Annotated in this window: 28 protein-coding genes; 17 read left to right on the top strand and 11 right to left on the bottom strand. The window is 73.6% G+C overall.

Annotation, left to right across the window (positions count from 1 at the left end):
* Positions 1 to 221: 221 nt before the first annotated feature.
* Positions 222 to 2,090, bottom strand: a complete 1,869-nt coding sequence (locus KPF47_RS06820; protein WP_224387675.1) for a GAF domain-containing SpoIIE family protein phosphatase — start codon at positions 2,088 to 2,090, stop codon at positions 222 to 224.
* Between the two features lie 189 nt (positions 2,091 to 2,279).
* On the opposite strand from KPF47_RS06820, the gene KPF47_RS06815 reads away from it, so the two are divergent.
* Positions 2,280 to 2,981, top strand: coding sequence for a GAF and ANTAR domain-containing protein (locus tag KPF47_RS06815; protein ID WP_224387674.1), 702 nt, complete (start codon positions 2,280 to 2,282; stop codon positions 2,979 to 2,981).
* A gap of 302 nt (positions 2,982 to 3,283) precedes the next feature.
* Complete coding sequence (locus KPF47_RS06810; protein WP_224387673.1) at positions 3,284 to 3,667, top strand: hypothetical protein; 384 nt, start codon at positions 3,284 to 3,286, stop codon at positions 3,665 to 3,667.
* A 97-nt stretch (positions 3,668 to 3,764) separates the two neighbouring features.
* Here KPF47_RS06810 and KPF47_RS06805 read toward each other — a convergent pair whose 3' ends face one another.
* From KPF47_RS06805 to KPF47_RS06785, 5 genes are all read right to left on the bottom strand, one after another.
* Positions 3,765 to 4,748, bottom strand: coding sequence for a ferritin-like domain-containing protein (locus KPF47_RS06805; protein ID WP_224387672.1), 984 nt, complete (start codon positions 4,746 to 4,748; stop codon positions 3,765 to 3,767).
* 124 nt (positions 4,749 to 4,872) lie between these two features.
* Complete coding sequence (locus KPF47_RS06800) at positions 4,873 to 5,097, bottom strand: hypothetical protein (RefSeq protein ID WP_224387671.1); 225 nt, start codon at positions 5,095 to 5,097, stop codon at positions 4,873 to 4,875.
* A 230-nt stretch (positions 5,098 to 5,327) separates the two neighbouring features.
* Positions 5,328 to 6,098, bottom strand: a complete 771-nt coding sequence (locus KPF47_RS06795; protein ID WP_224387670.1) for an SDR family oxidoreductase — start codon at positions 6,096 to 6,098, stop codon at positions 5,328 to 5,330.
* Entirely contained in the window at positions 6,095 to 6,355 is a 261-nt protein-coding gene (locus KPF47_RS06790) for a hypothetical protein (RefSeq protein ID WP_224387669.1), read from the bottom strand. Before KPF47_RS06790 ends, KPF47_RS06795 begins: the two co-directional genes overlap by 4 nt.
* The gene (locus KPF47_RS06785) at positions 6,352 to 7,101 is read right to left on the bottom strand and encodes a polysaccharide deacetylase family protein (protein ID WP_224387668.1); all 750 of its coding nucleotides are present in this window, start codon (positions 7,099 to 7,101) and stop codon (positions 6,352 to 6,354) included. Before KPF47_RS06785 ends, KPF47_RS06790 begins: the two co-directional genes overlap by 4 nt.
* Positions 7,102 to 7,210: 109 nt before the next feature.
* Between KPF47_RS06785 and KPF47_RS06780 the strand changes: the two genes are divergently transcribed.
* Entirely contained in the window at positions 7,211 to 8,410 is a 1,200-nt protein-coding gene (locus tag KPF47_RS06780; protein ID WP_224387667.1) for a CdaR family transcriptional regulator, read from the top strand.
* Here KPF47_RS06780 and KPF47_RS06775 read toward each other — a convergent pair.
* Complete coding sequence (locus tag KPF47_RS06775; RefSeq protein WP_224387666.1) at positions 8,397 to 9,386, bottom strand: NADP-dependent oxidoreductase; 990 nt, start codon at positions 9,384 to 9,386, stop codon at positions 8,397 to 8,399. The genes KPF47_RS06780 and KPF47_RS06775 overlap by 14 nt on opposite strands.
* A gap of 109 nt (positions 9,387 to 9,495) precedes the next feature.
* Here KPF47_RS06775 and KPF47_RS06770 point away from each other — a divergent pair, with 109 nt between their 5' ends.
* Entirely contained in the window at positions 9,496 to 11,106 is a 1,611-nt protein-coding gene (locus tag KPF47_RS06770) for a long-chain fatty acid--CoA ligase (protein ID WP_224387665.1), read from the top strand.
* A gap of 71 nt (positions 11,107 to 11,177) precedes the next feature.
* On the opposite strand, the gene KPF47_RS06765 is transcribed toward KPF47_RS06770, so the two are convergent.
* Positions 11,178 to 11,777, bottom strand: a complete 600-nt coding sequence (locus KPF47_RS06765; RefSeq protein WP_224387664.1) for a TetR/AcrR family transcriptional regulator — start codon at positions 11,775 to 11,777, stop codon at positions 11,178 to 11,180.
* Between the two features lie 89 nt (positions 11,778 to 11,866).
* On the opposite strand from KPF47_RS06765, the gene KPF47_RS06760 reads away from it, so the two are divergent.
* The 3 genes from KPF47_RS06760 (at position 11,867) to KPF47_RS06750 (ending at position 15,006) form a co-directional block, all read left to right on the top strand.
* Complete coding sequence (locus tag KPF47_RS06760; RefSeq protein WP_224387663.1) at positions 11,867 to 12,616, top strand: SDR family NAD(P)-dependent oxidoreductase; 750 nt, start codon at positions 11,867 to 11,869, stop codon at positions 12,614 to 12,616.
* Between the two features lie 137 nt (positions 12,617 to 12,753).
* Positions 12,754 to 14,679 carry a S9 family peptidase gene (locus KPF47_RS06755; protein WP_224387662.1) on the top strand — a complete coding sequence of 642 codons (1,926 nt, stop codon included), beginning with the start codon at positions 12,754 to 12,756 and terminating at the stop codon, positions 14,677 to 14,679.
* Between the two features lie 3 nt (positions 14,680 to 14,682).
* Positions 14,683 to 15,006: a multidrug efflux SMR transporter gene (locus KPF47_RS06750; protein WP_224387661.1), complete on the top strand. Its 324-nt coding sequence runs from the start codon at positions 14,683 to 14,685 to the stop codon at positions 15,004 to 15,006.
* A gap of 38 nt (positions 15,007 to 15,044) precedes the next feature.
* Here the strand turns inward: KPF47_RS06750 and KPF47_RS06745 are convergent, their stop codons facing one another.
* Complete coding sequence (locus KPF47_RS06745; RefSeq protein ID WP_224387660.1) at positions 15,045 to 15,926, bottom strand: SDR family oxidoreductase; 882 nt, start codon at positions 15,924 to 15,926, stop codon at positions 15,045 to 15,047.
* 84 nt (positions 15,927 to 16,010) lie between these two features.
* Between KPF47_RS06745 and KPF47_RS06740 the strand changes: the two genes are divergently transcribed.
* On the top strand, positions 16,011 to 16,583 hold the full coding sequence (locus KPF47_RS06740) for a TetR/AcrR family transcriptional regulator (RefSeq protein WP_224387659.1): 573 nt from the start codon (positions 16,011 to 16,013) through the stop codon (positions 16,581 to 16,583).
* A 190-nt stretch (positions 16,584 to 16,773) separates the two neighbouring features.
* Here the strand turns inward: KPF47_RS06740 and KPF47_RS06735 are convergent, their stop codons facing one another.
* Together KPF47_RS06735 and KPF47_RS06730 are read right to left on the bottom strand one after the other, a co-directional pair.
* The gene (locus KPF47_RS06735; protein WP_224387658.1) at positions 16,774 to 17,436 is read right to left on the bottom strand and encodes a GntR family transcriptional regulator; all 663 of its coding nucleotides are present in this window, start codon (positions 17,434 to 17,436) and stop codon (positions 16,774 to 16,776) included.
* A 67-nt stretch (positions 17,437 to 17,503) separates the two neighbouring features.
* Entirely contained in the window at positions 17,504 to 18,289 is a 786-nt protein-coding gene (locus tag KPF47_RS06730) for a carboxymuconolactone decarboxylase family protein (protein ID WP_224387657.1), read from the bottom strand.
* Between the two features lie 66 nt (positions 18,290 to 18,355).
* On the opposite strand from KPF47_RS06730, the gene KPF47_RS06725 reads away from it, so the two are divergent.
* The 9 genes from KPF47_RS06725 to KPF47_RS06690 all read left to right on the top strand — a co-directional run bounded on the left by KPF47_RS06725 (position 18,356) and on the right by KPF47_RS06690 (position 26,291).
* Entirely contained in the window at positions 18,356 to 19,063 is a 708-nt protein-coding gene (locus KPF47_RS06725; protein WP_224387656.1) for a nuclear transport factor 2 family protein, read from the top strand.
* Positions 19,064 to 19,137: 74 nt separating this feature from the next.
* Positions 19,138 to 19,884: an N-acyl homoserine lactonase family protein gene (locus KPF47_RS06720; RefSeq protein ID WP_224387655.1), complete on the top strand. Its 747-nt coding sequence runs from the start codon at positions 19,138 to 19,140 to the stop codon at positions 19,882 to 19,884.
* A 43-nt stretch (positions 19,885 to 19,927) separates the two neighbouring features.
* Positions 19,928 to 21,400 (top strand): aldehyde dehydrogenase family protein, encoded by a 1,473-nt coding sequence (locus tag KPF47_RS06715; RefSeq protein WP_224387654.1) that lies wholly within the window; start codon positions 19,928 to 19,930, stop codon positions 21,398 to 21,400.
* Complete coding sequence (locus KPF47_RS38445; protein ID WP_308015341.1) at positions 21,375 to 21,995, top strand: FAD-dependent oxidoreductase; 621 nt, start codon at positions 21,375 to 21,377, stop codon at positions 21,993 to 21,995. Before KPF47_RS06715 ends, KPF47_RS38445 begins: the two co-directional genes overlap by 26 nt.
* Positions 21,976 to 22,815: an FAD-binding protein gene (locus KPF47_RS38440; RefSeq protein WP_255659237.1), complete on the top strand. Its 840-nt coding sequence runs from the start codon at positions 21,976 to 21,978 to the stop codon at positions 22,813 to 22,815. Before KPF47_RS38445 ends, KPF47_RS38440 begins: the two co-directional genes overlap by 20 nt.
* Positions 22,812 to 23,876: a PrpF domain-containing protein gene (locus tag KPF47_RS06705; RefSeq protein ID WP_224387653.1), complete on the top strand. Its 1,065-nt coding sequence runs from the start codon at positions 22,812 to 22,814 to the stop codon at positions 23,874 to 23,876. Before KPF47_RS38440 ends, KPF47_RS06705 begins: the two co-directional genes overlap by 4 nt.
* On the top strand, positions 23,873 to 24,745 hold the full coding sequence (locus KPF47_RS06700; protein WP_224387652.1) for an oxaloacetate decarboxylase: 873 nt from the start codon (positions 23,873 to 23,875) through the stop codon (positions 24,743 to 24,745). Before KPF47_RS06705 ends, KPF47_RS06700 begins: the two co-directional genes overlap by 4 nt.
* A 2-nt stretch (positions 24,746 to 24,747) precedes the next feature.
* Positions 24,748 to 25,734 carry a tripartite tricarboxylate transporter substrate binding protein gene (locus KPF47_RS06695; RefSeq protein WP_224387651.1) on the top strand — a complete coding sequence of 329 codons (987 nt, stop codon included), beginning with the start codon at positions 24,748 to 24,750 and terminating at the stop codon, positions 25,732 to 25,734.
* Positions 25,731 to 26,291, top strand: a complete 561-nt coding sequence (locus KPF47_RS06690) for a tripartite tricarboxylate transporter TctB family protein (protein WP_224387650.1) — start codon at positions 25,731 to 25,733, stop codon at positions 26,289 to 26,291. Before KPF47_RS06695 ends, KPF47_RS06690 begins: the two co-directional genes overlap by 4 nt.

The raw sequence follows: 26,291 nt of genomic DNA, 5'->3' as shown, positions 1-26,291 counted from the left end.
TGCGGGGCTCCCGGGCCTCCGGTGCACCCGGCCGGCCGGGTGCACCGGGCGTGCGGCGAGGCTAGGTCGGGCCCGGGTCACCGTGGATCGGCCGCGCAATCGGTCATCGCCCGGAGGCCGCCACCCCGTCGGGGCCGGAGGACCCGCACGTGCAGGGGAGCCCCCCGGACCGGCCGGCCACCGCTGCGACGTCGGCAGCGGCGGACGGGCGGGACGGCCGCTCAGCGGTCCGCGGCCCCGAACCGGACGACGAGGACCGCGGCGTCGTCCCCGGAGCCGGTCGCGCGGGTGGCCGTGACGCGGTCGATGATCGCGTCGGGGGTGTGGTCGTGCGCCCCGGCGAGCTGGGACAGGAGCCGGTCGATGCCCCGGTCGATGTCCGAGCCCCGACGCTCCACCACACCGTCGGTGTAGAGGACCAGGGTGCTGCCGGGTTCGACCGTCCGCCGGTGGTCGGTGCGCGGCAGGCCGAGGGCGAACTCGTAACCGAAGAGCGCGTCGTGCGCGTCCAGCAGCTCCGCGGAGCCGTCCGGGTGCACGAGGACCGGGGGCGGATGGCCGGCGTTGGTCCAGGCCATCGACCAGCTCCCGCCCTCGACCGGCCGCAGCCGGGCCACGATCGCGGTCCCCCCGGCACCGAGCCCCAGGCCGTGGTTGGCCTGTTCGAACGCGGACAGGACGGCGGAGGGCGGGCCGCCGGGGTGGTCCCAGGCCGCCTGGCGCAGCATCGACCGGACCTGGCCCATCATCGTCACCGCGGGCAGGTCGTGACCGGCGATGTCGCCGAAGGACAGCGAGACGATCCGTTCCGCGGGACGGCCGGGATCGGCGAGGACCAGACAGTCGTACCAGTCACCGCCGACGTCGAGCCGGTCGTCGGCCGGCGAGTAGCGGACCGCCATGGACAGCCCGGCCACGGCCGGGAGGGCCGTGAGCATGGCGTCCTGCATCTGCCGGGCGACCAGGGCCCGGTGCTCCAGGGCCCGGGCGCGGGCGAGCGCCTGACCGGCGTACCCGGCGATGGTGGTGATGGTCAGGAGGTCCGCGGTGCGCACGGCGTCGGGCCGCGACCAGCCGAGCAGGATCGCGCCCGCCGGTCGGTCCGGCCCGGGGACCGGCGCCGCGACCACGGTGTCCAGTCCCAGCGCTGCCACCGCGGCGGAGACCTCGGCAGGCATCTGCGAGGCGAGGTCCCCCCGGTCGCGGTAGTGCACGACGCGCTGCTCGCGCATCGCGAGCGCGGTCGGGGTCGAGGTGAGCGGGGATCGGGTCGTGCGGTGCGGCGCCGCGGCGTCGACGTCGCCGTCGGCGGTCTCGTGGACGGACCGGGACCCGGCGGGCAGCGTGTGCAGGCGGCCGGAGTCGTCGCGCAGCACGGTCTCCACGTGGGCGGGCCCCAGCTCACCGCGGAGCAGCATGTCGATCCGGTCCCGGACGTCGCGCACCGTGACGGTGTCGGTGAAGTGCTGGGACGCGGCCAGCAGTACGCGGCTGCGGTCGTGGGCGTCCTGGGCGACGGACTCGGCGACGTCGCGCCGGTCGCGCTCGGCGCCCGCGTCGAACACGCGCAACCGCAGCCGCAGCTCGGTGGAACAGCTACGGGCGATCCGCTCCAGGGTCCGGATGCCGTCGGGGCTCCAGGTCCGCGGGACGGAGTCGATGGCGCACAGCGAGCCCAGCACGTTGCCCTCGTCGTCGGTCAACGGCATACCGGCGTAGGCGACCACACCGATGTCGGGGATCGCCAGGTTGTCCCGCACCCGGGCATCGGTACGGGCATCGGTGATCAGGAGCGGGCTGCCCGAGGTGACCACGTGCCGGCAGAACGAGTGCGACAGCGGCGTCTCCCCGCTGCTCGCGAAGGGCTCGGGCAGGCCGGAACGGCCCGGGAAGACCTGCCGGTCCGCCCGGACCAGGGTCACCAGGGCGGTCGGGACCGCGAGGGCGTCGCGTACCCAGTCCGCGAAGCGGTCCATCTCCACATCACGCGCGGGCCCCAGGCCCAGGTGCTGGAGGGCGGCCAGACGCTCCGGCGCGTAGAGCGCCTCGCACCGTGGCCAGATGTCGTGGGGGGCTGCTGGCTGCTCCATCGATTCGTCCCTTGTCGCCGACGGCACGAGAAAGGAGGTCGGGGTCGTGCGGGGAGCCGAGCCTAGGGGATGCGGAGTCGCCCGCGGCCGCTCGCCGCTCCCGGCCACCCATCCGGGCCGGCGCCACCCGACGAGGTCCGGTGACGCATCGGCGGAAACCGGACCACCGGTATCTACGAACACCGTGCGATGGAGAACTCAGCTGACCTCGGTGCGGCGGTACTCGGGCTCGTCGCGGCCGAGGGCGGGGATCCCGCCGCGGTACTGGCCGATCTCGTCGGATCGGTCGAGCGCCTCGTCGGGCTCACCGCCGGCGCGGCCCTGCTGACCGAGGGAGCGGTCCGCGGCGTCGAGGCGTCCGGTCCCACGGGTCCGCGTGCGGCGCTGGCCGCCGGGTTCGGCCAGGGGCCCGGTGGGGAGAGCGCCCGGACCGGCCGTCCCGTGCACTGTGCGGACCTCGCCCGCGAGCGTTCGCGGTGGCTCGTGTTCGCCGCGAAGGCGCTCGCCGCCGGGGTCGACGCCGCCTGGGCCCTCCCGCTGCGGCACGGGCCGGACACCGTGGGCGCGCTGTTGGTGCTGGGACCCGCGGACGCCGCCCCCGACCTGCAGGTGCTGGGGCTGCTCGCCGAGGCGGCCGCGGTCGCGCTCCTGCGCTCCATGGCCTCGCAGCGCGCGACGACCGAGCTGCACCAGCTCCGGACGGCGCTGACGAGCCGGGTGGCCGTCGAGCAGGCGAAGGGGATGCTCGCGGTGCACGGCGGTGTCGACGTGGGGGCGGCGTTCGAGCTCCTGCGTGGTCACGCGCGCCGCAACGGGCGCCCGCTCGGCGAGGTGGCGACGTCCGTGGTCCACGGCGCCACCGATCCCGCGACCATTCTCGAATGGCGTTGAAAAGCTATTCATCGCGCAACACCAAGGCGCGTTCGCCACGGCACCGAATGCAGTTTTCACACCATCGGGTGGCACGTGCCCGATGCATGACGCAAACATGACGCGGATTTTACGCATGGAACTGAAACAGCAGCTCAGAGCCCTATCCGGGGTCGGATCACCTATTCTCCAGCGTGCCGTTCCGGCGTCGCGGAGCGATTTTCGTCACCGCCCCCCAGGTCACCTTCGCCGAGTGGACGGATAGCGTCGGAAACAGCACATCGGCGCCCCCTTTGTGCATCACCGAATGAAGGAGAACACTCATGCGCAAGTCCGTGCGTACCGTCGTCGCGTCCGCGATGGCCGTTCCGATGACCCTCGGCGTGGCCGGCATGGCGTTCGCCGACGAGGGAGACTCCACCCGCGAGCAGACCCAGACCACCGAGGGCACCGTCTCGGGCGAGCAGGGCGCGTCCACCGAGCAGCGCAACTCCAGCCTCGCCCCGGTCACCCAGCTCAACCCGGCGTTCAACGTCTCCGACGTCCTCGGCCTGAGCGACTTCGCGAACGAGGACTCCGCGAGCGGCGACGGACAGACCGTCGTCCAGGACAACTCGATCGACTCGACCACCGAGCAGGGGGCCGCCGCCTCCACCGAGCAGGCGCAGAAGAGCGTCCTCGACCAGGCCACCGGCCTGCAGGGCTGAGCGGACCACCGGACGACGACGGGGCGGGGCCACCGGTGGGTGGCCCCGCCCCGTCGTCGTGGATCAGGACGGTGTCCGCCGTCGGCGGACCATCGGGTCAGCCGTTCGCGTCGCTGGTGTCGACGTCGCCGTTCACCCCGTCAGGGAAGAACCCGCCGCGGGTCACGGCACGGGGGTCGAGGTAGACGATGTTGAGGACCTGACCGGGCGTGCGGGAGAAGGCGATGGAGTTCTCGTCGGCCGGGACGATGTTCGCGTTCCCCGCCCGGTCGACGATGCCCTGGTCCAGGTCGGCGGGGCCGTCGAGCGAGTCGCGGGCGTCGGAGATCTTGCCGACGGTCTCCGCGGCGCCGCCCTGCAGCAGCAGGGTCCGCACGAGACCGGCGTGGTAGGCCTCGACCGCGAGGATCCCGGCCGCCGCCTCCAGGAAGGTCTTGTTCGACACGAGGGGCGCCGCGCCCTTGTAGGCGGTCACCCCGACGTCCTCGAAGATGAAGGCCCCCAGGAGGAAGCTGGTCTCGTCCTTGAACGGGTCGAAGGTCTCGTTCGCGCCCACGACGCCGGCCGCCCGAGCCGCGGCGGTGAACGCCTCCTGCAGGTCGATCTCGGGCCGGGCGACCTTCGCGTCGCCGAGTGCGGCACGCAGGAAGTCGACGTGGGCCCGCTCGTCCTGGGCGATCTCCTCGGCGTACTGGCGGCCGAGCTTGGTCTCGAACGAGACCTTGTAGCCCCCGGTCACACCGCCGAGCTCGCCCTTCCCGTCGATCTGGGAGTCCTTCAGACCGTTGCCCGTCACGGCGCGCAGGTAGAACTCGGCCTCCAGGTACTCCAGGTTGAGTGCGAAGTTCAGGACGGCGGCGTCGGAGACACCGCCGTCGTCCTCGCTGCTCCCCTGCAGGCCGAGACCACCGAGCAGGCCGCCCTCGCTCGCCGAGGCGATACCGCTGCCGAGGACGCCGAGGCCGGCGACCCCGGCTCCGGTCAGCCCCGCCGCGCGCAGGAACCGCCTGCGGTCCATCGCGCTGTCGGTACTGCGTTCGATGGAGTCGTTCAGGAACTTCTTGCTGAATCCGTGGAACACGAGAACTCCTCGTGTCGGCCCGATGGGACGGCCGGGTCCGGGGCCGTGTCTCCGAGGTCGGGCTCGGAATGGGCGCCGCACCGGCGCACCTACACCGTCAACGACGCGGCGCCGACACTCGTCATCACCCGATCGGGTGAATACCGCGACGGCCGGGCCCTCCACGACCCCCGGCCTCCCGCACGCCGTCCGTCGCGATGCGCGCCTGGAGGACGAGACGGGCGCGCAGGACGAGCTCCCGCGCCTCCGCGGGGTCGACCACACCCGCGGCCACCGCCGCGGTGAGCCGGTGCGGGAGCTGGTCGACCAGCGCGACGTGGACGTCGAGCGGGATGTCCCCTTCCGCCATACGACTCCGTCTGTCGAGCGCGTGCCCACGGCACAGCGGCCGGCCAGGGGTGCGGGTCCGGGCACACGTGGCAGCCGACGGTCGGATGAGCCCCGGAATCTACGGCAGCGAGGCGGACGGCGCGGACGCGCCCGGCGGCGGCCGGACGTCACGGCGGTCCACCCGGACGGGTCAGGACGAGCCGCCGGGCGCCCCGGCGTCCGCCGACGCCCGTCCCGCCGGCACCGGGATCAGGTGCCGCACCCCGTGATCCCGCCGTCCACCGGCAGGACGACGCCGGTGACGTACGACCCGGCCGGCGAGACGAGGTAGCGGCCGGCGCCCACGATGTCGTCCGCGGTGCCGAGCCGCCGGAGCGGAACGGCGTTCTCGATCAGGGTCCGGCCGGAGTCCGAGGCGAGGGCGGCGGCCGTCATGTCGCTCGGGAACGCGCCCGGCGCGATCGCGTTGACCAGCACCCCGTCCTGCGCGAGGACGGCGGCGAGGTGGCGGGTCAGCATGTGCACCGCGGCCTTGGCGGCCGAGTAGGAGTAGTTCTCGAACACCGGTACCCGCAGCCCGTCGACCGATCCGATGTTCACCACCCGCGCCGCGTGCCCGCCGCCTGCCGACCGGCGCAGTGCCGGCAGCAGCGCCGTGGTGAGCTCGAACAGGCCGACCACGTTGGTGCCCAGCACGCGGTCCCACCCCGCGCGGGGGAAGTCGTCGAGCGGGGCGCCCCAGGTGACGCCGGCGTTGTTGACCAGCACGTCGAGGGACCCGCCGAACTCCGCGTGCACGCCGTCGAGCACGGCGGCGACCCCCTCGGGCGTGCTCACGTCCGCGGGCACCGCGGGGCAGCCGAGCCGTTCGGACGCGGCCCGGCACGCGTCGACCTTGCGGGAGGTCACCAGGACCCGGGCCCCGGCGTCGCGCAGCCCCTCGGCGACCATCGCACCGATCCCCCGCGTCCCGCCGGTGACGACGACCGTGCGACCGCCGATGTCGAACAGGTCCGTCATGCCTCCACCACCGGGTTCCAGTCCAGGTCGGTCGTCACCGGTGCGGAGCCGACGGCCCGGGCCGCGGCGACGAGGGCCGGGCCGAGCAGGTCGGCCTCGGTCATCCCCTCCACCGGGCAGCAGCGCTGCACCTCGTGCAGGACGCGGGGCGGCGTGTCGGCGACGCCGATCCCCGCGTGCTCGGCCCACTTCTGCGTGGAGTTGCGGAAGTACCGGGTCACCGTCGGGGGCACGATCTGGTTCGCCGGGTCGCTCATCGCCTCCTCCAGCGTGATGAACCGGACGCCGGCGGCCGCGTAGCCGGCGAGGACCTCGGCGTAGGCGTCGGCGGCGATCGGGGTGCCGTGATGTGCGCGGGCTGCCTTCCGAAGACCTCCCGGGCCGCGGCGGCCTGGTTGCGGAGCGCGTCGACCGCCGTCTCGGCGAAGCGACGCCGCACCCAGGCCGCGGCCCCGGTGTCCCCGGTGCGCAGGGTGCGCAGGTAGGCCACGAGGAACTGCACGTCGTAGAACCAGTGGGTGATCGGTGCGGGCAGCAGGCCACGACGGGCGAGGTGGGTCTGCACCTGGTCGGTCTTGTCCCTCGTGTCGCCCCACATGTCGAAGGCGTAGCGGAAGTACCGGGTGGGGGCCTTCGCCAGCCACGGCTCGAGCAGCTCGAGGTTGCGGTCGAGATCGGCGACGTAGGACGGGACGTCGGTCCAGTTGAGACTGGCGTGCGCGTGGGTGTGGGCCGCGACGTGGTGGCCGCGTCCGGTCCAGCGGTCGAGCGCCGAGAGCCACTGCGGGTGGTCCTCGACCGGCGCGGTGGAGGTGAAGGCGTACACCTCGGGGACCCGGTACCGCTCGAACGCGTCGCACAGCCGCCCGAGCACGACGTCCGGGTCGTAGCCGGGCGGGAAGCCGGCGCCTCTCCACATGAACGGGTCGTCGAGCGTGACGGCGAGCCGCAGGGGCTCCTGCGCGGGTCCGCTCTCGCCGGTGAGCGCGGTGGTGTCGGTCATGGAACGAGCGTGGTGGGCGCCGCCGGAGGCCCGCGACCCGTCCGGCGCACACCGCCCGGTGTGGTCCCGGCACACCCGGGCGGGCCGCGGACGACCCTACGATGCGCCCATGCCGAGCTCCGGGACCGGAGCCAGGTCGACGACGCCGTCGCACCCGTCCGCCGCGGAGTTCGTCACCTGGCTCGACCAGTGCGCCGCCCGCATCGTCGAGGACATGTACGACGCCGTCGTCGCCGCCACGCCCGCGGTGGCGCGCGACGACACGGACCGCCGTCTGCTCCGCGAGGCCCTGGGCTCCCACGTGCCGCTGCTGCGGGAGGCCGCACGATCGGCGACGCCCGGGGTGCGGGTCCAGCTGGGCAGGCCTGCCGAGCGCTGGGCGCGCCGGCGGGCCAGGGCGGGGACCGACCTGGCCGACCTGGTCCTCGCCTACGACGCCGCGGCGGACGTGATCGTCACGACCTTCGCGGCGCACCTGCGCGGGACCGGGGTGCCCGACGCCCGCCGCGCGGACGCCCTCGAGACCGTGCTGGACCGGCTCTTCCGCTACCTGCGCACCGCCTGCGCCGCCGCGACCGCGGCCTACGCCCAGGAGCGCGAGCTCCTGCGTCAGCGCGACGCCTCCGACCTCCGGGCCGTGCTCGCCGAGGTGCTCGCGGGGACGGCGCAGGTCGGCGCGGCGGAGGCGCGCCTGGGCTACCGCTTCGCGGACTCCCACACCGCGTTCGTGATCTGGGGTCCGCACGCCACCCCCGCCGAGCTCGACAGTGCGGTCGCCCGGCTCCGCGCCCTCGTCCGTCCCCGTCAGCTGGTCGCGGTCCCGGACGGCCCCACGGCCGTCCACGGCTGGTTCTCCGGTGACGAGGCCGAAGACTGGACGCCCGGCGCGTCCGGGCTGCGCCTGGCCCTCGGCAGCACGCACCGGGGTCTCGCCGGGTTCCGTGCCTCGCACCGGGAGGCGGCACGGGCACACCGGCTCGCCACGCACCGGGTCGACGGCCCGGTGGTCCGGTTCGACGACGTCGTGCTGCTGGCCCTGGCCGACGGCGACCCCGGACTCGCCGTGCCCTGGGCGAGGGCCCTGCTGGGGCCCCTCGCCGACCCCGCCCACGACGAGCTCCTGCAGACCCTGCGGATCTGGCTGGCCGAGCTGGGCAGCCCGACCCGCACGGCCCGCAGGCTCACCGTGCACCCCAACACGGTGGTCAAACGGCTCGAACGGGTCGCCGCGCTGCTCCCGGTTCCGGTGGACGCGCGGTCCGCGGTGTTGCGGGTCGCGGTCGAGCTCGCCCCCCTCACCCGAGGCTGACCACCAGCTTCCCCACGTGGTCGCCGCCGAAGGAGTCGACGAACGTCGGGACGACGCTGTCGAAACCCTCCACCACGGTCTCGAACGCACGCAGCGTGCCCGCCTCGACCTGCGCGCCGAGCTCGGCCTCGCACCGCGCCGCGCGGTCGCCGTGGTCGACCACGACGAACCCCTCGGCCCGGATGCGCTTGGTCACCAGCAGCCCGAAGTTGCGCGGTCCCGGGGGCCGGACGACGTCGTTGTACCCGGCGATCAGCCCGCACAGCGCCATCCGCCCACCGTTGTTCATCCGGTCCAGGACGGCCTCCATCATCGGGCCACCGACGTTCTCGAACACCGCGTCCACCCCGTCCGGGGTCGCGTCGCGGAGCTGCTCCGCCCAGTCGTCGGCCCGGTGGTCGACGACCGCGTCGACGCCGAGCTCCCCGGTCAGCAGCGCACCCTTGCGCGGGCCGCCCGCACTCGCGACGACGCGCGCCCCCGCGATCCGGGCCAGCTGGACCGCGGTCGAACCGACTGCGCCGGCGGCGGCGGACACGAACACCGTCTCCCCGGCCCGCGGCGCGCAGATGTCCCCCATGCCCACCCACGCGGTCAGGCCCGTCATGCCGAGCACACCCAGCCGGGCGGTCGAGGCGTCGGGGAGCCGGTCCCACCGCTGCGGGTCCTCGATCAGCACCTCCTCCTGCCAGCCGGTGAAGCCGCGGACCACGTCCCCCGGGACGAGGTCCGGGTGCCGGGACTCCTCGACCACGGCGATGCCGAGCGAGCGGACGACCTCGCCCACCCCGACCGGCGGGAGGTAGCTCGGGCGGTCGTCGAGCCAGCCGCGGATGGCCGGGTCGATGCTGAGGTGGCGGGTCCGGGCCCGGACCCCGCCCTCGGGGCAGGGCCGTCGGGCGACCTCGACGCGCGCGAAGTCTGAGCTGCGGACCCGGCCGTGGGGCCGCTGGGCGAGAACGACGGAGTGAGGCACCTCCCCAGGCTGGGGGCGGCACCGGGGCCCGGCCATGGTGCCGGGCACCACCGTGCGGTGGCGGCCGGGCCTCTGGGCCGGGGCGCCCGGCCTCCCTAGCGTCCGGTGGATGCCGGACACCCTGCTCTCCGCCTTCGACGCCCACGTGACCGCCGATCCGGACGCCGTCGCCCTGTGCTCGGGCGACGGTGCGGTGCGCTGGACCCGGCGCGAGTACGCCGCGAGGGCGCTCCGGCTCGCGTCCGCGTTCGGCGCCCTCGGGGTCCGCCCGGGGGACACCGTCGCGCTCCTGATCGGGAACCGGCCGGAGTGGCAGCTCAGCGACCTGGCGGCGCTGATGGCGGGCGCGACACCGTTCTCCCTCTACGTCACCGCACCCCCTCCGGAGTCCGCCGAGCTCGTCGCCCGGGCGGGCGCCCGTCTGGTGGTCGCCGATCCCGACCTGCTGCGTGCGGGCCACGTCCCGGCCGGGGTCCCGGTCGTCACCGTCGACGAGCTGGACCGGCTGCCGACCGATCCCGCGTTCGTCCGCCACGAACCGGAGCCGGACGACGTCGCGACCCTGATCTTCACCTCGGGTACGACCGGGAGGCCGAAGAGCGTCGAGCTCACCCACTCCGCGATCGTCTTCCAGCTCCGCGCCCTGGACTCCGTCGTCGGCCTGGAGGGCGGCACGACGGTCTCCTACCTCCCCCACGCGCACATCGTCGACCGGGTGATCGGCCACTACGCCGCGCTGGTCGGCGGCACGGGCGTGACGACCGTGGCCGACCCGGCCACCCTGTTCGAGGTCCTCCGGCAGGTCCGGCCACGGCTGTTCACCTCCGTACCCCGGATCTGGCAGCGCATCGAACGGCAGATGCGCGAGATGCTCCGCGACGGCGTCACCCACGAGCAGCTGGCCACCCGGTTCGGGCTCGACGGTGCCCGGTGGCTGGTCACGGGCTCGGCACCGCTGCCCACCCCGACCCACGAGTTCTTCGACTCGGTCGGGCTGCCCCTGCACGACCTCTGGGGCCTGAGCGAGACCACCGCCGTCGCGACCTACACCGGTCCGGACGACGCCTACCGGGACCGGGCCGGGACGGTCGGTCGCCCGCTCCCCGGCACCACCGTCCGGATCGACGACGACGGCGAGATCCTCGTGCGCGGACCCCACCTCGCCCGCGGCTACCGCGGCGATCCGCAGGCCACGGCGGACTCGTTCGTCGACGGGTGGTTCCGGACCGGGGACCTCGGGGAGTGGCGGGGCGGGTTCCTCAGGGTCACGGGCCGCAAGAAGGACCTCATCATCACCGCGGGCGGGGAGAACATCTCGCCCGCCCGGATCGAGGACGTCCTGGCCGGGTCCCCCGTCGTCGACCAGGTGCTCGTCGTCGGCGACGGACGGCCCTTCCTCGTCGCCCTCCTGGTGCCCGACTTCGCCGAACTCGCCCGCCACGGTCTGCACGGCGACCCCGAGGACGTCGTCGCCGACCCGCGGACCCGCGTGCTGGTCGAGAAGGCGCTCGACACCGCGAACCGCACGCTCGGCCGGGCGGAGAGGATCCGTGCCCACGCCGTCCTGCCGCGGGCGTGGACCGGGGACTCGGGCGAGCTCACCCCGACGCTGAAGCTGCGCCGTGCGGCGGTCGAGCAGGGCCACCGTGCCCTCGGCGACGAGCTCTACGCCACCGCCCGCCCGGGCGAGCGGCCCATCGACCGGGCCCCGACGGGCTGACCGGGCTCGGACCGCTCCCGTCGCGACCGTGCGACGGCCCGGCGGCGTCGTCCCCGGCCCGGACCGCCGCCCTAACCGGGAGGCCAGTGCCGCAGGGCGGCGTCGGCGACCCGGACCAGGTCCTCGCGGGTCGCGCCGCTCATCGCCTGCACGGTCATGCCGTTCGCGACGGTGAGCAGGTAACGGGTGATCAGGTCGGGTTGCGCGTCGGAGGGCAGGTCGCCGGCCGCGAGGGCCTCCCGGAAGCAGCGCTCCAGACTCTCCTGCCCCTGGCTGCGCCACTGCGCGAGCGTGTCGCGTGCAGCCTCCCCGGCACCGGTGACACTCAGCGCGCTGCGGACCCCGAGACACCCCGTGGGGTGGCCGGGCCGGGTGGCGGCGTGCGCCGCACCGACGAGGAACCGGCGCGCGACCTCACGCGCGTCCGGCGCCTCCAGGGCCCGCGCCAGGTAGCCGCCGGGCCCCTCCGCGTAGCGCGCCACCGCCCGGAGGAACAGGTCCTCCTTGTTCCCGAACGCCGCATACATGCTCTTGCGGGCGATGCCCATGGCCTCGGTGAGGTCGGTCAGGCTGGCCCCGTCGTAGCCCCGTTCCCAGAACACCACGATCGCCCGCTCCAGCGCCTCGTCGGCGTCGAAGCCCCGGGGCCGCCCCCTCGGTGCGCTGCTCACCGCTCCATCGTAGCTTTCGGCATCGATCGGTGCAGATGTGTTAGCGTCGATTCTGCACCGATCGGTAACCAAATGAGGGAGTGACGGGGATGTCGTGGTTCGAGGGCAGGACGGCCGTCGTCACGGGCGGCGGAACGGCCGGGATCGGCCGCGCGACCGCCGCGCGGCTGGCGACCGAGGGGGCGCACGTGTTCATCAGCGGACGGCGCGAGGCCGAGCTCGACGAGGCCGTCGGGGTGATCGGCCCGAACGTGACGGCGGTGCCGGGCGACATCACGGTCCCCGCCGACCTCGACCGGCTCTACGCGGCCGTCGCCGACCGGGGCAGGGGGCTGGACGTGCTGGTCGCGAACGCGGCCGCGGCGTCCTTCGCGACGCTGGACACGATCGCCGAGGAGGAATTCTACCGGATCTTCGACGTCAACGTCAAGGGAACCCTGTTCACGGTCCGCAAGGCGCTCCCGCTGCTCAACGAGGGCAGCTCGGTCGTCGTCACCGGGTCGACCACCGCCGACCGCGGCGTCGCGTCGATGGGCGCCTACTCGGCCTCCAAGGCCGCCGTGCGGTCGTTGGTCCGCACCTGGGCCGTCGAGCTCGCGGACCGGGGCATCCGGGTCAACGCCGTCACCCCCGGCCCGACCGACACGTCGGGGGTGACCGAGCTGGTCGGCGCGGAGAACGTCGAGGCGTACAAGTCGGCCCAGGGCGCGCAGATGCTGCTCGGCCGGGTGGCCCGCCCGGACGAGGTAGCGGCCGCGATCACGTTCCTCGCCTCGCCGGAGAGCAGCTTCGTGCTCGGCGCGGAGCTCTACGTCGACGGTGGGGCGAACCAGGTCTGACCCTGCTCCGGCCCGGCCGCGGGGACGGTGCCGGACCCGCGGCCGGGCCGACGTCACACCGGGCCGACTTGACCCGGCCGCGACGGCACGGATTCGACTCCACGGTGTCCGCACCACCCGACACCGGAGGCCGCACCATGACGACGACCGCACCCGCCCCGATCACCGTCGAGGAGTTCTTCGCCCCGCCCGCCCGCATCGGCGCCCGGATCTCACCGGACGGCACCTCGGTGGCCTACCTCGCCCCGTGGCGGGACCGGCTCAACGTGGTCGTCCGGGATCTCGACGGGGACTGGCCCGACACCGACGACCCGGACGACCCGGCGGCCCGGCGCCTCACCTCCGACGACCACCGCAGCATCGACACGTTCTTCTGGGCCCCCGGCTCGACCCACCTGCTCTACCTGCAGGACGCCGACGGCGACGAGAACCACCACCTGCTGCGCGTCGACCCGGGACGCCCGGACGAGCCCGCGGTCGACCTGACCCCGTTCCCGGGGGTCCGCGTGCTGGGTACGCAGTTCTGTCCCGACCGGCCCGGCTCGGTGTTCGTCGTGCTCAACCTCCGCCGCGCCGACCTGATGGACCTGCACGAGATCGACCTGGCCACCGGCCGCCCGACCCTGCTCGCCGAGAGCCCCGGTGACGTCGTCGCCTGGGTCCGGACCCCGACCGGGCGGATCGTCTGCTTCGGCATCGCCGAGGACGGCACCCACCTCCTGTCGGAGTGGACCGGCGGCGCCCCTCGCCTCGTCGCCGAGCTCTCCGGGCTCGACCACCCCTTCGGCGCCGTGCCGTGCGTCCCCACCCCCGACGGGTCGGGACTGTGGATCGGGTCGCCCCGCGGCTCGGACCGCACCCGGCTGGTCCGGGTCGACCTCGACACCGGCGAGCAGACCGGGGTGGACAGCCACCCGGTGTTCGACCTGGACACCCCCCGGCCCGAGGCCGACCCCCGCTTCCCGTCCTCGCTGATCGTGCACCCGGCGACCGGGGAGCTGCTCGGGGCCCGCTACCTCGGCACGCGTCAGGAGATCCACGCCCTCGACGACCACTTCGCCGAGGTCCTGCCCCGGCTGGCCGCGCTCTCCGACGGCGACCTGGCCCACGTGTCCTGCGACGACACCGCACGACGCTGGGTCGTGGACTTCACCCACGACCGCGACCACCGCGTCACCTGGTCCTACGACCACGACACCGGAGCGGCACGGAGGCTGTTCCGGCCCCACCCCCACCTCGACCCGGCCCGGCTGGCGCCGGTCACGCCGATCACCGTGCGCTCCCGGGACGGCCTGGACCTGCCCTGCCACCTGACCCTGCCGGTCGGTGTCGAGCCCCGGGACCTGCCGACCGTGGTGCTGCTGCACGGCGGTCCCTGGTACCGCGACAGCTGGGGCTACGACCCCGAGGTCCAGCTCCTGGCCCACCGCGGGTACGCCGTGCTGCAGGTGAACTTCCGCGGCTCCACCGGCTACGGCAAGGCCTTCACCCAGGCCGCGATCGGCGAGTTCGCCGGCCGCATGCACGACGACGTGATCGACGCCCTCGACCGGGCGATCGCGCTGGGACACGTCGACCGCGACCGGGTCGCGATCTACGGGAGCTCCTACGGCGGCTACGCCGCGCTCGGCGGGGCGGCGTTCACCCCCGACCGCTTCGCCGCCGCGGTCAGCTACACCGGCATGTCCGACCTCACCGACCTCATCGAGCGGGTCGTCCCCTTCGCCCGCCGGGCCGTGGTCAACAGCTACGGCCGCTACATCGGCGACGCCGACGACCCGGCCCAGGCGGCCGACATGCTCGCCCGGTCCCCCATCAGCCGGGTCGGCGACATCACCGCACCGGTCCTGCTGATCCACGGCGCGAACGACGTCCGCGTGCACCGCAGCAACTCCGACCGGGTCGCCGAGGCGCTGCGCGCCCGCGGCGCCGAGGTCGAGTACCTGGTCAACGAGCGGGAGGGCCACTGGTTCGTCAACCCGGACAGCAACGTCGAGCTCTACCGCACCCTCGAGCGGTTCCTGGCCCGGCACCTCGGCGGGCGCGCCACCGGGGAGGGCTGACCCGTGCCCTACCTGCTGCTCGCCGGCGCGATCGTCCTGGAGGTCCTCGCGACGATCAACCTGCGGCTGTCCGAGGGGTTCAGCCGGCTCGCCCCGTCGGTCCTGGTGGTGGTCGGCTACCTCGGCGCGTTCGGCCTCCTCTCCCAGGTGCTGAAGGCCGGCGTACCGGTGGGGCTCGCCTACGGCATCTGGGCGGCCGCCGGGGTCGCGCTCGTCGCGATCGTCGGCGCGGTGTTCCTCGGCGACACCCAGACCCCGGTGCAGTACGGCGGCATCGCCCTGGTCATCGCCGGGGTACTGGCCCTGGAGCTCGGCGGCACGCACTGAGCGCCCGTCCGGGGCGGCGACGCGGCACGGTCCGCAGGTCAGGGCTCGATGTTCTCCAGGTCCTCCATCAGGCCGGGATGTGTCGGCCGCCAGCCCAGCGCCGTCCGGGTCCGGGCGCTGGAGGCCGGCTGGTCCATCGCGAAGATCGGTCCGAACGGGCCGAACGCCTCCTCCGGGACCGAGGAGACCGGCAGGCCGAGCCGGCGGCCGATCACCGCGGCGATGTCGCGGACGGCGTCACCCTCGTCCGCGACGGCGTGCCAGGCCGTGCCGGCCGGCGCGGACTCGAGGACCAGGCGGAAGAGGACGGCCGCATCGCGGGCGTGGACGGCGGGCCAGCGCTGCGTGCCGTCGCCGGGATAGCCCGCGACACCGGTCCGGCGGGCCTGGTCGGTCATCAGCCCGGCGAACCCGCCCCGGCCCCGGTCGTGCACGGTGCGCGGCATCCGTACCGCGGTCGCCCGGACCCCGCGGGCGGCCAGGCCCAGCAGCGCCCCGACCGATCGGGCCCGACCCCCGACCGGTCCCTCCAGGGGCAGCGGGTCGGCCTCGGTCGAGGCGCGACCGGCCACCCAGGGCGTCCCGGAGACGGTGACGATCGGACGCTCGCTGCCGATCAGCCGGTCGCCGAGGGCCGCCATCGAGGCGCTCTCCTCGGCGACGGCGGCGGCGAGCGCCTCGGGGGTGTCGTAGCCGGGGCTGAAGGCGAGGCTGACCACGCCGTCGGCCTGGTCGGCGCCGGCGCGCAGGACGTCGAGATCCGCCAGACCACCGCGCAGGACCTGCGCACCGGCCTCCTTCAACGCCTGCTCGGAGCGGTCCGTGCGGGCGAGCGCGAGAACGGTGTGACCGTGTCCGAGCAGTTCGGCGACGACCGGTGCACCGATCGTGCCCGTACCGCCGGTGACGAAGACGTGCATCTGTCCTCCAGTGACGAGACACTTGTCGCATCACCGTACACCGCTGACGGGACTGTTGTCGCATCACTCTGCTACGGTCGTCCCGTGGCGCGATGGGAGCCGGGTGCGCGGGAACGACTGGTCGTCGCGGCCGTCGAGCTCTTCAACGAGCAGGGGTACGACGCCACCACCGTCGCCCAGCTCGCCGAACGCGCCGGCGTCACCCGCAGCACCTTCTTCCGGCACTTCTCCGACAAGCGCGAGGTGCTCGTCGCCGGCCAGGAGACACTGAGCCGCCTGCTGGCCGAGGGGGTCGCCGGGGCACCGGCCGGAGCGGGTCCGCTGGCCGCCGTCGCCGCGGGTCTCGAGCGGGCGTCGAGCCACATGGGGCCGCTGAACCGCGATCTCGGCCCGCGGCTCGAGGCGGCCGTGGCGGCCAGCGCCGAGCTCCAGGAGCGGGACGCCCTGAAGAGGGTCGGACTCGCCGCCGCCATGTCCGCCGCACTCGTCGCCCGCGGCGTCCCCGACCCGGCCGCCCGACTCGCGGCCGAGCTGGGGGTCCTCGCCTTCAAGCAGGGTTACGCCCGGTGGTCGGAGCTCGACGACACGTCCGGGCTCGCCGAGCACGCCCTGGCCGCGCTGGACGAGCTCCGCGCCGCCGCCGCGACGCTCGATTGAGCGCCCCGCACCGTTCGACTCATCGGGTGCGCACCCCTGATCCGGTTCCGCACACGGTCCGCTGGACACCGTCGTTCGACAGCCCGGGAGGACATGGAGGGTCCGAACCCACTCGTCCGCCGGAGCGGGCACCGGGTCCAGGACGCGAGAGCCACCGGCGCCCACTGACGGTTTCCCGAGACGACGATGCTCAGTCGTCCAACGGAACGCTGCTCAACGAGCTCGTCATCGCGTGCCGGAGATGATCGCCCATCCGCTCACGGGCGCTGACCCGGTCCCGGCTCGCGATGGCGCGCACGATGGCCTCGTGCTCGGCCATCGCGTCGACCGCCCGTTCCGGGCGGCTCCCCGACATCGCCCGAGCCAGCGTGAGATGGGCGTGGACCTCCGACAGATGGCTGACCAGCACGGCGTTACGGGACAACTCCGCGATCCTGTGGTGCAGATCGACGCCGTGGGGATAGGGCCCGGGCCCCGACTGCGACATCTGATCGGAGAGGCCCGCCATCGTGGACAACAGGTCGGTCGCCTCCTGGTCGGTGATCCGCTCGGCGGCCAGTCCTGCGGCCATCTCCTCCAGCGCGATCCGCAGCTCGAAGAGATCGGCGATCTCGCGTCGGGAGAAGGTGCGCACGAACGCCCCGCGATGGCTGACCAACGTGACGAGTCCCGATGCGGCGAGCCGCTGCAACGCCTCCCGCAGCGGTCCACGACTGATGCCCAGCTCGCGGGCCAGATCGACCTCGTTGAGTCGTTCGCCGGGCGCGAACCGGCCCTCGATGATCCAGCGCCGCAGGATCTCCTCGGTCTGCGCCCGGTAACCGCTGTCGTCGCGCCGGATCAACGACTGCACGTCGCCACCAGTCCCGCCGTCCGTTCTCCCTGTGCGCGGCACCGGTCCCAGGACGTCCGGCCGGATGTCATCGTGCACCCGGTTCCGTGCCCTCCGCCCGGTCCGCGAACTCCTCCGCGACCACCCGCGCGTACTCCGTGAGTGTGTGCACGCCGACCATCGCGACCACTTCGAGCACCTCGACGATCTCGTGCCAGTCTACGCCGCCGTCCAGCGCCGCCCGGATGTGGTGTTGCACCGCGGGAAGGTGCAGATGGGTCGCCGAGGCGGCCGCGGCGACCGCCAAAAGCAGGCGGAACGGCTCTCGTAGAACGCCTCGCTCCCGGGTCACCTCGGAGTATCTGCGCGCTGCTGCCAGGTACCGCGGGGCCAAGGCCTCCGCGGCAGCCGGCCACGGCCCCGGTGCGACGGCCGGCGCGTCGTTCCCGGGGCGGGCCGCCAGCTCGCCGGCCAGCAGCGGCAACACCGACATCATGGTGTGTCCACCGACCTCGGAGACCACGGCCAGCACCGCCATCGCCTCCGCCGGTGTCGCCCCGTGCCCGATGGCATTGCGCAGGTGGACCCGGACGCCGGTCTCGTACAGGTGCGTCGTCGAGGCGTTCATCGCCACGTAGACGAGCTCGCGCTCCTTCGGGCTCAGCGTCCCGTCCTGCCACGGCACCGACGACAGGTCGATGTAGGCGTCGAGCAGGTTCGGGTCGGCGTCGAGCACCGGGTCCCACAACGGGTCCCAGAAGCCGCGGGCGTCCTCGAACTTCGCCCGGACCCGGACCTTCTCGGCCTCGGTCTCCTCGGGCCCGGTCGTGGGTGCGGTGGTCGGTGCGGTCGGCTCGTTCACCGGTGCGGTCACTGCCTTCCCCCTTCTGTCGCGATATCCTACGGTACCGCCAACTGTAAACAGATGACAGGAGTGACTGTGGCAGACATCGATGTCGCCGATGCCGTCGGAATCCGGGCGCTCTACGCCCGGTACGCACACGCGATCGACAGTGGGGACGGGGAGACCTGGGCGGACTGCTACACCGCCGACGGCACGTACTGGTCGTCGACGTTCGGCACCCGCAGCGGGCGCGACGCACTGCGGACGTTCGCCGTCGCCCACTACAGGGAATGGCACGAGCAGGGGATCTCCACCCAGCACTGGATCAACCAGAGTCTGTTCGAGCCCATGTCGTGGGGTGTCGCGGCCCGGACCTACGTGCTGCTGATGGGCGCCCGGGAGGCCGGGAGGCCGGGAGGCCGGGAGGCCGGGAGGCCGGGAGGCCGGGAGGCCGGGAGGCCGGGAGGCCGGGAGGCCGGGAGGCCGGGAGGCCGGGAGGCCGGGAGGCCGGGAGGCCGGGAGGCCGGGAGGGCCGGGAGGCCGGGAGGCCGGGAGGCCGGGAGGCCGGGAGGCCGGGAGGCCGGGAGGCCGGGAGGCCGGGAGGCCGGGAGGCCGGGAGGCCGGGAGGCCGGGAGGCCGGGAGGCCGGGAGGCCGGGAGGCCGGGAGGCCGGGAGGCGATGCTGCAGACAGTCTACCACGACGAGCTGGTCCGGGACGGAGGCGGGTGGCGCCTGCGTCGTCGCGCCTCGCACGCCCAGTGCCGGCTCGTTCTGCCAGCCGCGAACCATACTGTTGACAGTTGACGATCGCCGGGAGAGGGTCCCCCACAACGGGGTCGCGACGACGCGGCCGGCCGCACGGACGTCTGGAGGACGACATGTGGAAGCTCCATCCCCTGAACTTCGGGGAATGGCCCGACTTCGAACTCTCCCGGTTCCTCTACAACAAGGGGTTCGGCCAGAAGATCCGGGCGATCGCCACGGGCTTCCTCGCCGTCGACGGTGACCGGGCCGTCCTCATCGACGCGGGCATCTACGACGAGGAGCGCGCGCTGGCCGACCACGACCAGCGCGTCGTCAACACCGGAGCGGGCCGGGTACGGGCGGCACTGGCCGAGTACGACATCGAGCCGGAGGACATCACCGACGTCGTCCTGACCCACCTGCACTGGGACCACGCGGCCAACGTCCCGCTGTTCACCAGGGCCCAGGTCCACGTCCAGGCCGCCGAGATCGAGTACGCGGAGGACCCGCTTCCGCCGCACCAGGTCTCCTTCGACCACGGCCTGTCCCAGCCGGCCCCCTGGACACTCGTCCGCGACCGGATCAACGTGCTCGACGGCGACACCGAGCTGGCGCCCGGACTGAGCACATTCCACCTGCCCGGGCACACCCCCGGCTCGCAGGGCGTGAAGGTGTGCACCGAGCTGCGCAGCTACCTGCTCGCCGGCGACAACGTCGACCTGCAGGCGAACTGGGACGGCGACGAACACCTGCGGCACCGCCCCTGGATGGTCTACGTCGACATGCGCGACTACTGGGCGAGCCTCATGCGCATGGAGTCCCTGGCCGACGTCATCGTGCCGTCGCACGACCCGAACGTCTTCGAGCGGGAGGTCTGGTGACCCCCGCCGGCCAGCACACCAGCACACAGGACCGGAGGCTCCCGTGAGCGTGCCCCAGCACGAACTGTTCATCGACGGGCGGAGGGTTCCGTCCGCCCCGCAGGACCGATTCGACGCGGTCAACCCCTACACCGGGCTGCCGCACGCGTCGGTCCCCCGGGCGACCCCCGCCCAGGTCGACGCCGCGGTGGCCGCCGCGCGCTCGGCGTTCCCGGCCTGGCGTGCGATGCCGCCGGTCCGTCGGGCCGACATGATCCGGGCCCTGGCCGACCTGCTGGAAGCCGACGGCGACCGGATGGGCGATCTGGAGAGCACCGACAACGGCAAGGTCGTCCGTGAGACCCGGGCGCAGATGCGCTTCGCGGCCCGCCAGTACCGCTACTTCGCCAACCTCTCGGAGAACCTGCAGGGGGCGACGATCCCCCTCGACGACCCGTCGCTGGTCGATATGACCCACGCCGAACCACTCGGGGTCTGCGTGCTGATCACCGCGTGGAACTCGCCGATGGGGCTGTTGTCCAACAAGCTCGCCCCGGCCCTCGCCGCGGGGAACACCGTGGTCATCAAGCCCAGCGAGCACGCATCCGTGACGACGCTGGAGTTCATGAACCTCGTGGAACGGGCCGGGTTCCCGCCGGGCGTGGTGAACGTGGTGACCGGCGAGGCGGACGTCGGCCGGGCGCTGACCGACCGCGACGACATCGCGAAGATCTCCTTCACCGGCAGCCCGGGCGTCGGTGCGGCCATCGCCGCGGTCGCCGGGGCGAACCTGGTCCCGCTGACCCTCGAGCTCGGGGGCAAGAGCCCGAACATCATCTTCGCCGACGCCGACCTCGATGCGGCCCTGTCCGGAGCGTTCGCCGGCATCTTCGCGGCCACCGGCCAGACCTGCGTCGCCGGATCGCGGCTGCTGGTCGAGAGATCCGTCTACGACGAGGTCTGCACCGCACTGGCGGAGCGGTCACGGACGATCCGGCTGGGCGATCCGACCGTCGTCGAGACCGAGATGGGGACCTGCGCGAACCGTCAGCAGTACGACCGGGTGCTCGGCCACATCGAGGCGGCCAGGAAGGACGGCGCCCGGCTGATCGCCGGCGGTGGTCCGGCCGAGGATCTACAGCCCGGGCTGTTCGTCCAGCCGACGATCTTCGCCGACGTCACCCCGGACATGCAGCTGGCCCAGGAGGAGGTCTTCGGACCGGTACTCGCGGTCATGCCCTTCGACGACGAGCAACACGCCGTCCGGATCGCCAACGACACCCGCTACGGCCTCGCTGCCGGGGTGTGGACGCGCAGCATCGACCGAGCGCTGCGGATGACCCGCGAACTGCGGGCCGGGACGGTCTGGGTCAACACCTACCGCGCCGTCGCGGTACAGGCGCCGTTCGGCGGGTTCGGGCACAGCGGGCACGGCCGCGAACGCGGCACGGTCGCCCTGCAGGACTACCTGACCACCAAGAACGTCATGATCGACATTGGGGGTGCCACCCGTGACCCGTTCGCCCTCCGTACCTGAGCCGGACGCCGACGTCCTGGTCGTCGGCTGCGGCGCGGCCGGGCTGGCCGCCGCGGTCAGCGCGAAGGAGGAACGGCCGGACGCCCGCGTCGTCGTCCTCGAACGCAGCCGCGAGACCGAGCGCGGCGGCAACACCCGCTGGTCCAGCGCCTTCTTCCGGGTGGGAGAGGACCTGCGCCCCGCCGACGGCTTCGAGGACGACTTCGCCGCCTTCACCGGCGGTGCCGCCGATCCGGACTACGTCCGGCGGCTGCGCGAGCTGGCACCGGACACCCTGGAGTGGCTGGTCGGGCACGGCGTCCGGTTCGAGATGGTCCCGATGTTCTTCCTGACCGCTCGGCGGCCCCGGCTCGGCATCGCCGGCGGTGGCGGTGCGATCGTCGAGCGCCTGGCCGACGCCGCCGGACGGCTCGGCGTCGAGTTCCGCTACGAGACGACCGCCGTCGACCTCCTGACCGTCGGCGACGGGTCCTCGACCCGGGTCGTCGGGCTCCGGCCCCGGCGACGTCGCCGAGGAGCTGCGCGCACCGGCGGTGATCCTCGCGAGCGGCGGGTACGAGGGGAACCCGCAGCTGATGACCGAGCACTTCGGTGAGAACGCCGAGTTCCTGAAGCCGGTGGCCCGCGGCGGCACGTTCAACCGCGGCGAGGGCATCGGGATGGCGATCGGCGCCGGCGCGGCGCCGTCGGGCGAGTGGGGCAACTTCCACGGCGAGCCGGTGGACCCGCGGTCGCGGATCGCCGAGCCGGTCGTCATGACGTTCCCGTACGGGATCCTGGTCAACGCCGACGGCGAACGGTTCGTCGACGAGGCCTCCAGCACTGTCGACGAGATCTACGAGGACGTCTGCCGGGCGATCTTCGCCCAGCCCGGGAACATCTCCTACCTCATCGGGGACCGCAGGCTCCCGGAGCTGCCCGGCTTCACCAGGGCCGTTCTGTCCGACCAGCCGCCCTTCCGCTGTGACACCCTGGCCGACCTGGCACGGGTGCTCGACATCGATGCGCCGACGCTGGCCGCGACGGTGGACGCCTACAACGCCGCGGTGCCGGACGGCGAACCCGGCTTCGACCCGGCGGTCGCCGACGGTCTGGCCACGACCGGTGTCCGGCCGCCGAAGTCGAACTGGGCCCGGGCTGTCGTCGAGCCACCGTTCGTGGCCTATCCGGTCGCGACCGCCGTGTGCTTCACCTTCGGCGGGATCGCGGTCGACAACGCCGCCCGGGTCCTCGACGGCGACGGCACCCCGATCGACGGGCTCTGGGCCGCGGGCGAGATGACCGGCGTGTACCACCGCAAGTACCCGGGGGCGACCTCGGTGCTGCGCTCGCTGGTGTTCGGCCGGGAGGCGGCGCGGAACGCACTGGGCTCAGCGGACGCGGTGCCGTCCGCTGTGACCGGGGGTGGCGGGTGAGGAGCATCCGGGCCGATCTGGTCCGGGGCGGGACGAGCCGCGGGGTGTTCGTGCACCTCGACGACCTGCCCGTCGACCGAGCCGAACGCGACCGGCTGGTACTCGCACTGCTGGGGACGCCCGACCCGATGCAGGTCGACGGACTCGGCGGCGGTCACTCCTCGACCAGCAAGCTGGTGGCGGCCCGGGCGTCGAGTGCACCCGACATCGATCTGGACTACCTGTTCCTGCAGGTCGGGATCGACGAGCCGGTGGTGGACGCCTCGGGCAACTGCGGGAACCTGTCCTACGCGGTCGGCCCGTGGGGGATCGAGCGCGGGCTCGCCGCGCCCGGTGCCGTCCGTCTCCGCAACCTCAACACCGGCCGCACCCTGGTGGCGACGACGCGCCCGGGGCCCGGCTCCGGGACGTACCCGACGGGGACGGCCGTCGACGTCGACCACCTGGACCCGGCCGGGACGGACGGCAGGCACGCACTGCCGACCGGCTCCGCCGTCGACCACTGCCGGTGGCGGCGCGGGATCCTGCCGGTGACCGTCGCCGACGTCACCTCCCCCGTCCTGATGGTGCGCGCCGAGGATCTCGGCCGCACCGGCCACGAGTCCCGTGCGGCGCTCGCCGCGGACACCGAGCTGCTCGACGACCTGGAACAGGTGCGCGCCGAGCTGGCCGCCGAGCTGGGTCACACCGGTCACGGCGGTCCCAGCCGGGCGGTGCCGCGGATCGCGATCCTGGCCGGCCCGCGGTCGTCGGACCGCGACGTCGAGACTCGCAGCATCTCCCTGCAACGGGTGCACCACGCCGTACCGGCGACGTCGGCGATGTGCGTCGCCGCCGCGAGCCGGATCGCCGGGACCGTCGCCTGCGACGTCGCGGGCGGCGTGACCGCCTCCGGCCCGGCGAGCGTTCGGGTCGGGCACCTGCGCGGCGTGCTGGAGGTCCGTACCGACGCGCACGGCGCGGCCGCCGCACGGCGGATCGGCTCCGTCGGTGTCACGGGCACCGCGCGCACCCTGCTGACCGGGACCGCACAGGTCCCCCACGGAGAGGAACGACCGTGACCGACACGGGAAACCCGTTGCACGCACTCGTCGCACCCGGGTCGGCGACCCCGGCGATCGGCGCCTCCAACGCACTGACCGCCCGGCTGATCGAGGACCTCGGCTTCGGTGCGGTGTACGTCACCGGCGCCGGCGTGGCGAACACCTATCTCGGGGTCCCCGACATCGGGCTGGTGTCGCTCACCGAGCTCGCCGAGCACGTGCGGGCCATCACCGAGTCCGTCTCGCTCCCGGTGATCGTCGACGCCGACACCGGCTTCGGCAACGCGCTCGGGGTGCGGCGGACGGTCCGGATGCTCGAACGCGCCGGAGCGGCCGCGATCCAGATCGAGGACCAGGAATCGCCCAAGCGGTGCGGCCACTTCGACGGCCAGACCGTGATCAGCCGGTCGGAGATGGTGCAGAAGATCCGGGCCGCCGTGGACACCCGGGCCGGGGACCTGCTGCTGATCGCCCGCACGGACGCCATCAACGCCGTCGGGTTCGACGACGCGATCGAGCGGGCGCACGCCTACCGGGAGGCCGGGGCGGACGTGGTCTTCGTCGAGGGCCCCGCGGACCGGGCACAGCTGGAGACGGTGCCCGGGCTGCTCCCGGGCGTCCCGCTGGTCGCGAACCTCGTCGAGGGCGGGCGGACGCCGATCGTCGACCGCGCCGAGCTCGCGAGGATGGGATACGGGATCGCGCTGTTCGCCAACGTCGCCCTCCAGGCGTCGCTGCACGGGATGCGCGAGGCACTGACGCTGCTGCGTGACACGGGGGACATGAGCCGTGTCCGGGACGTCGTCCTGCCGTGGGCCGAGCGCCAGCGGCTGGTGGGCAAGCCGGAGTTCGACGAGGCGGAGCGACGCTACGCCGCAGGGAGGTAGGAATGAAGATCCACAGAGTGGTGGTCTCCATCGTCGCGTGCGCCGCACTGGCGGTCGCTGCGGGATGCGGAGCACCCGACCCCGGGGCCTACCCGGAGGACGACATCACGTTCATCGTCCCGGCGTCGCCCGGCGGGTCGACCGATCCGATCGCCCGGCAGTTCGCCCGGCAGCTGGAGACCGAGCTGGGGGTGTCGGTCATCGTCCAGAACCGCGACGGCGGCGGCACGACCGTGGGAACCAACAACGTGCTCCAGTCCCGGCCGGACGGCTACACGATCGGCATGTTCATCGACAGCGCGCTGGCGCTGATCCCGCAGCTCCAGGACCTCCCGTACGAACCGGGAGACGCCGAACTGCTCGCGGGGATCGCCGACCAGCCCGCCAACCTGGCGGTCCGCGCGGACTCACCGTGGCAGACGGCGCAGGAGTTCCTCGACGACGCCCGCGCCAACCCCGGCACCATCCAGGTGGCGAACTCCGGTGCGATGGCCGTGACCGATCTGGAGGTCCGCAAACTCGCCGAGGCGGCCGGGGTGGACATCCAGTCCGTCGCGTTCGGTGGAGGCGGGGCCGAGGCGTTCAAGGCACTCGTCGGTGGGCAGGTGGACGCCGTCGTCGGGCGGGCCGCGACGTTCGCCGGTGACGTGGCCGCCGGCAACGTCCGGGTGCTCGCCACCTTCGGTGACGAGCCGTTCGCGGCGGCGCCGGGGGCGGTGCCGACCTCCGAACTCGGTTTCGACGTCGGCGACACCCCGGAGGTGGTCGGCATCGGCGCACCCCGCGGCCTCCCGCCGCAGGTGCGCGACCGGCTCGTCACGGCCACGAACGCCGTGGCCGGCAGCGAGGAGTTCCAGACGTTCGTGCGGGAACGTGGACTGCGGCCCCGCCCACAGGACCCACAGGAGTACCAGGCGACGATCGACCGGACCCGCGACGCGTACGCCGCGCTGCTGGAGCGGACCGGGCTGCTCGAGCAGGCCGGATGACCGGCCCCGCACACCAGCCCGGTACCGATCCCGGCCCGGGCGTCACCTCCGCCCCCGCGCCCGGCCCCGAGCCGGTCGACGAGCCCGGCGCCGGTCCGGGCGGCGGCCGGCGCGGACGAGCCGTGGTCGCCGCCGTCGTCCTGCTGTTCGCGCTGGGCTACCTGAGCCAGGCGGCCGCGCTGTCACTCGGTACCCCCGAACAACCCGGCCCCGCGCTGTTCCCGCTCGCAGTGGGGGCGTTCCTCGCCGTCGCCTGTCTCGCCACGATCATCGAGGAGCTGCGCAGCGGCGGTCGGGGGCCGGTCGACCTGCCGCGCGACGACGGGCGCACCAAGGCCGTCGTGCTCGTCGCGGCGACGGTGGGGTACGTCCTGCTGCTCCCGTTCCTGGGGCACCTGGTCACCACCGCGGTGTTCTGCGTCGGGCTGCTGCGGGTGCTCAGCGGACGGTCCTGGCGGTGGTCGGTGCTCGCCGGCGCCGGTATGGGCGTAGCCGTCCACCTGCTGTTCGTGACTGCGCTCGGGGTCTCCATGCCCGTCGGCGTCCTCGAGATCTGA

Origin of the sequence: Pseudonocardia sp. ICBG1293 (assembly GCF_020131355.1) — a bacterium.
Lineage (GTDB): Bacteria > Actinomycetota > Actinomycetes > Mycobacteriales > Pseudonocardiaceae > Pseudonocardia.
The sequence above is the reverse complement of the archived record's forward strand: the minus strand, read 5'-3'. Positions and strand labels throughout refer to the sequence as shown.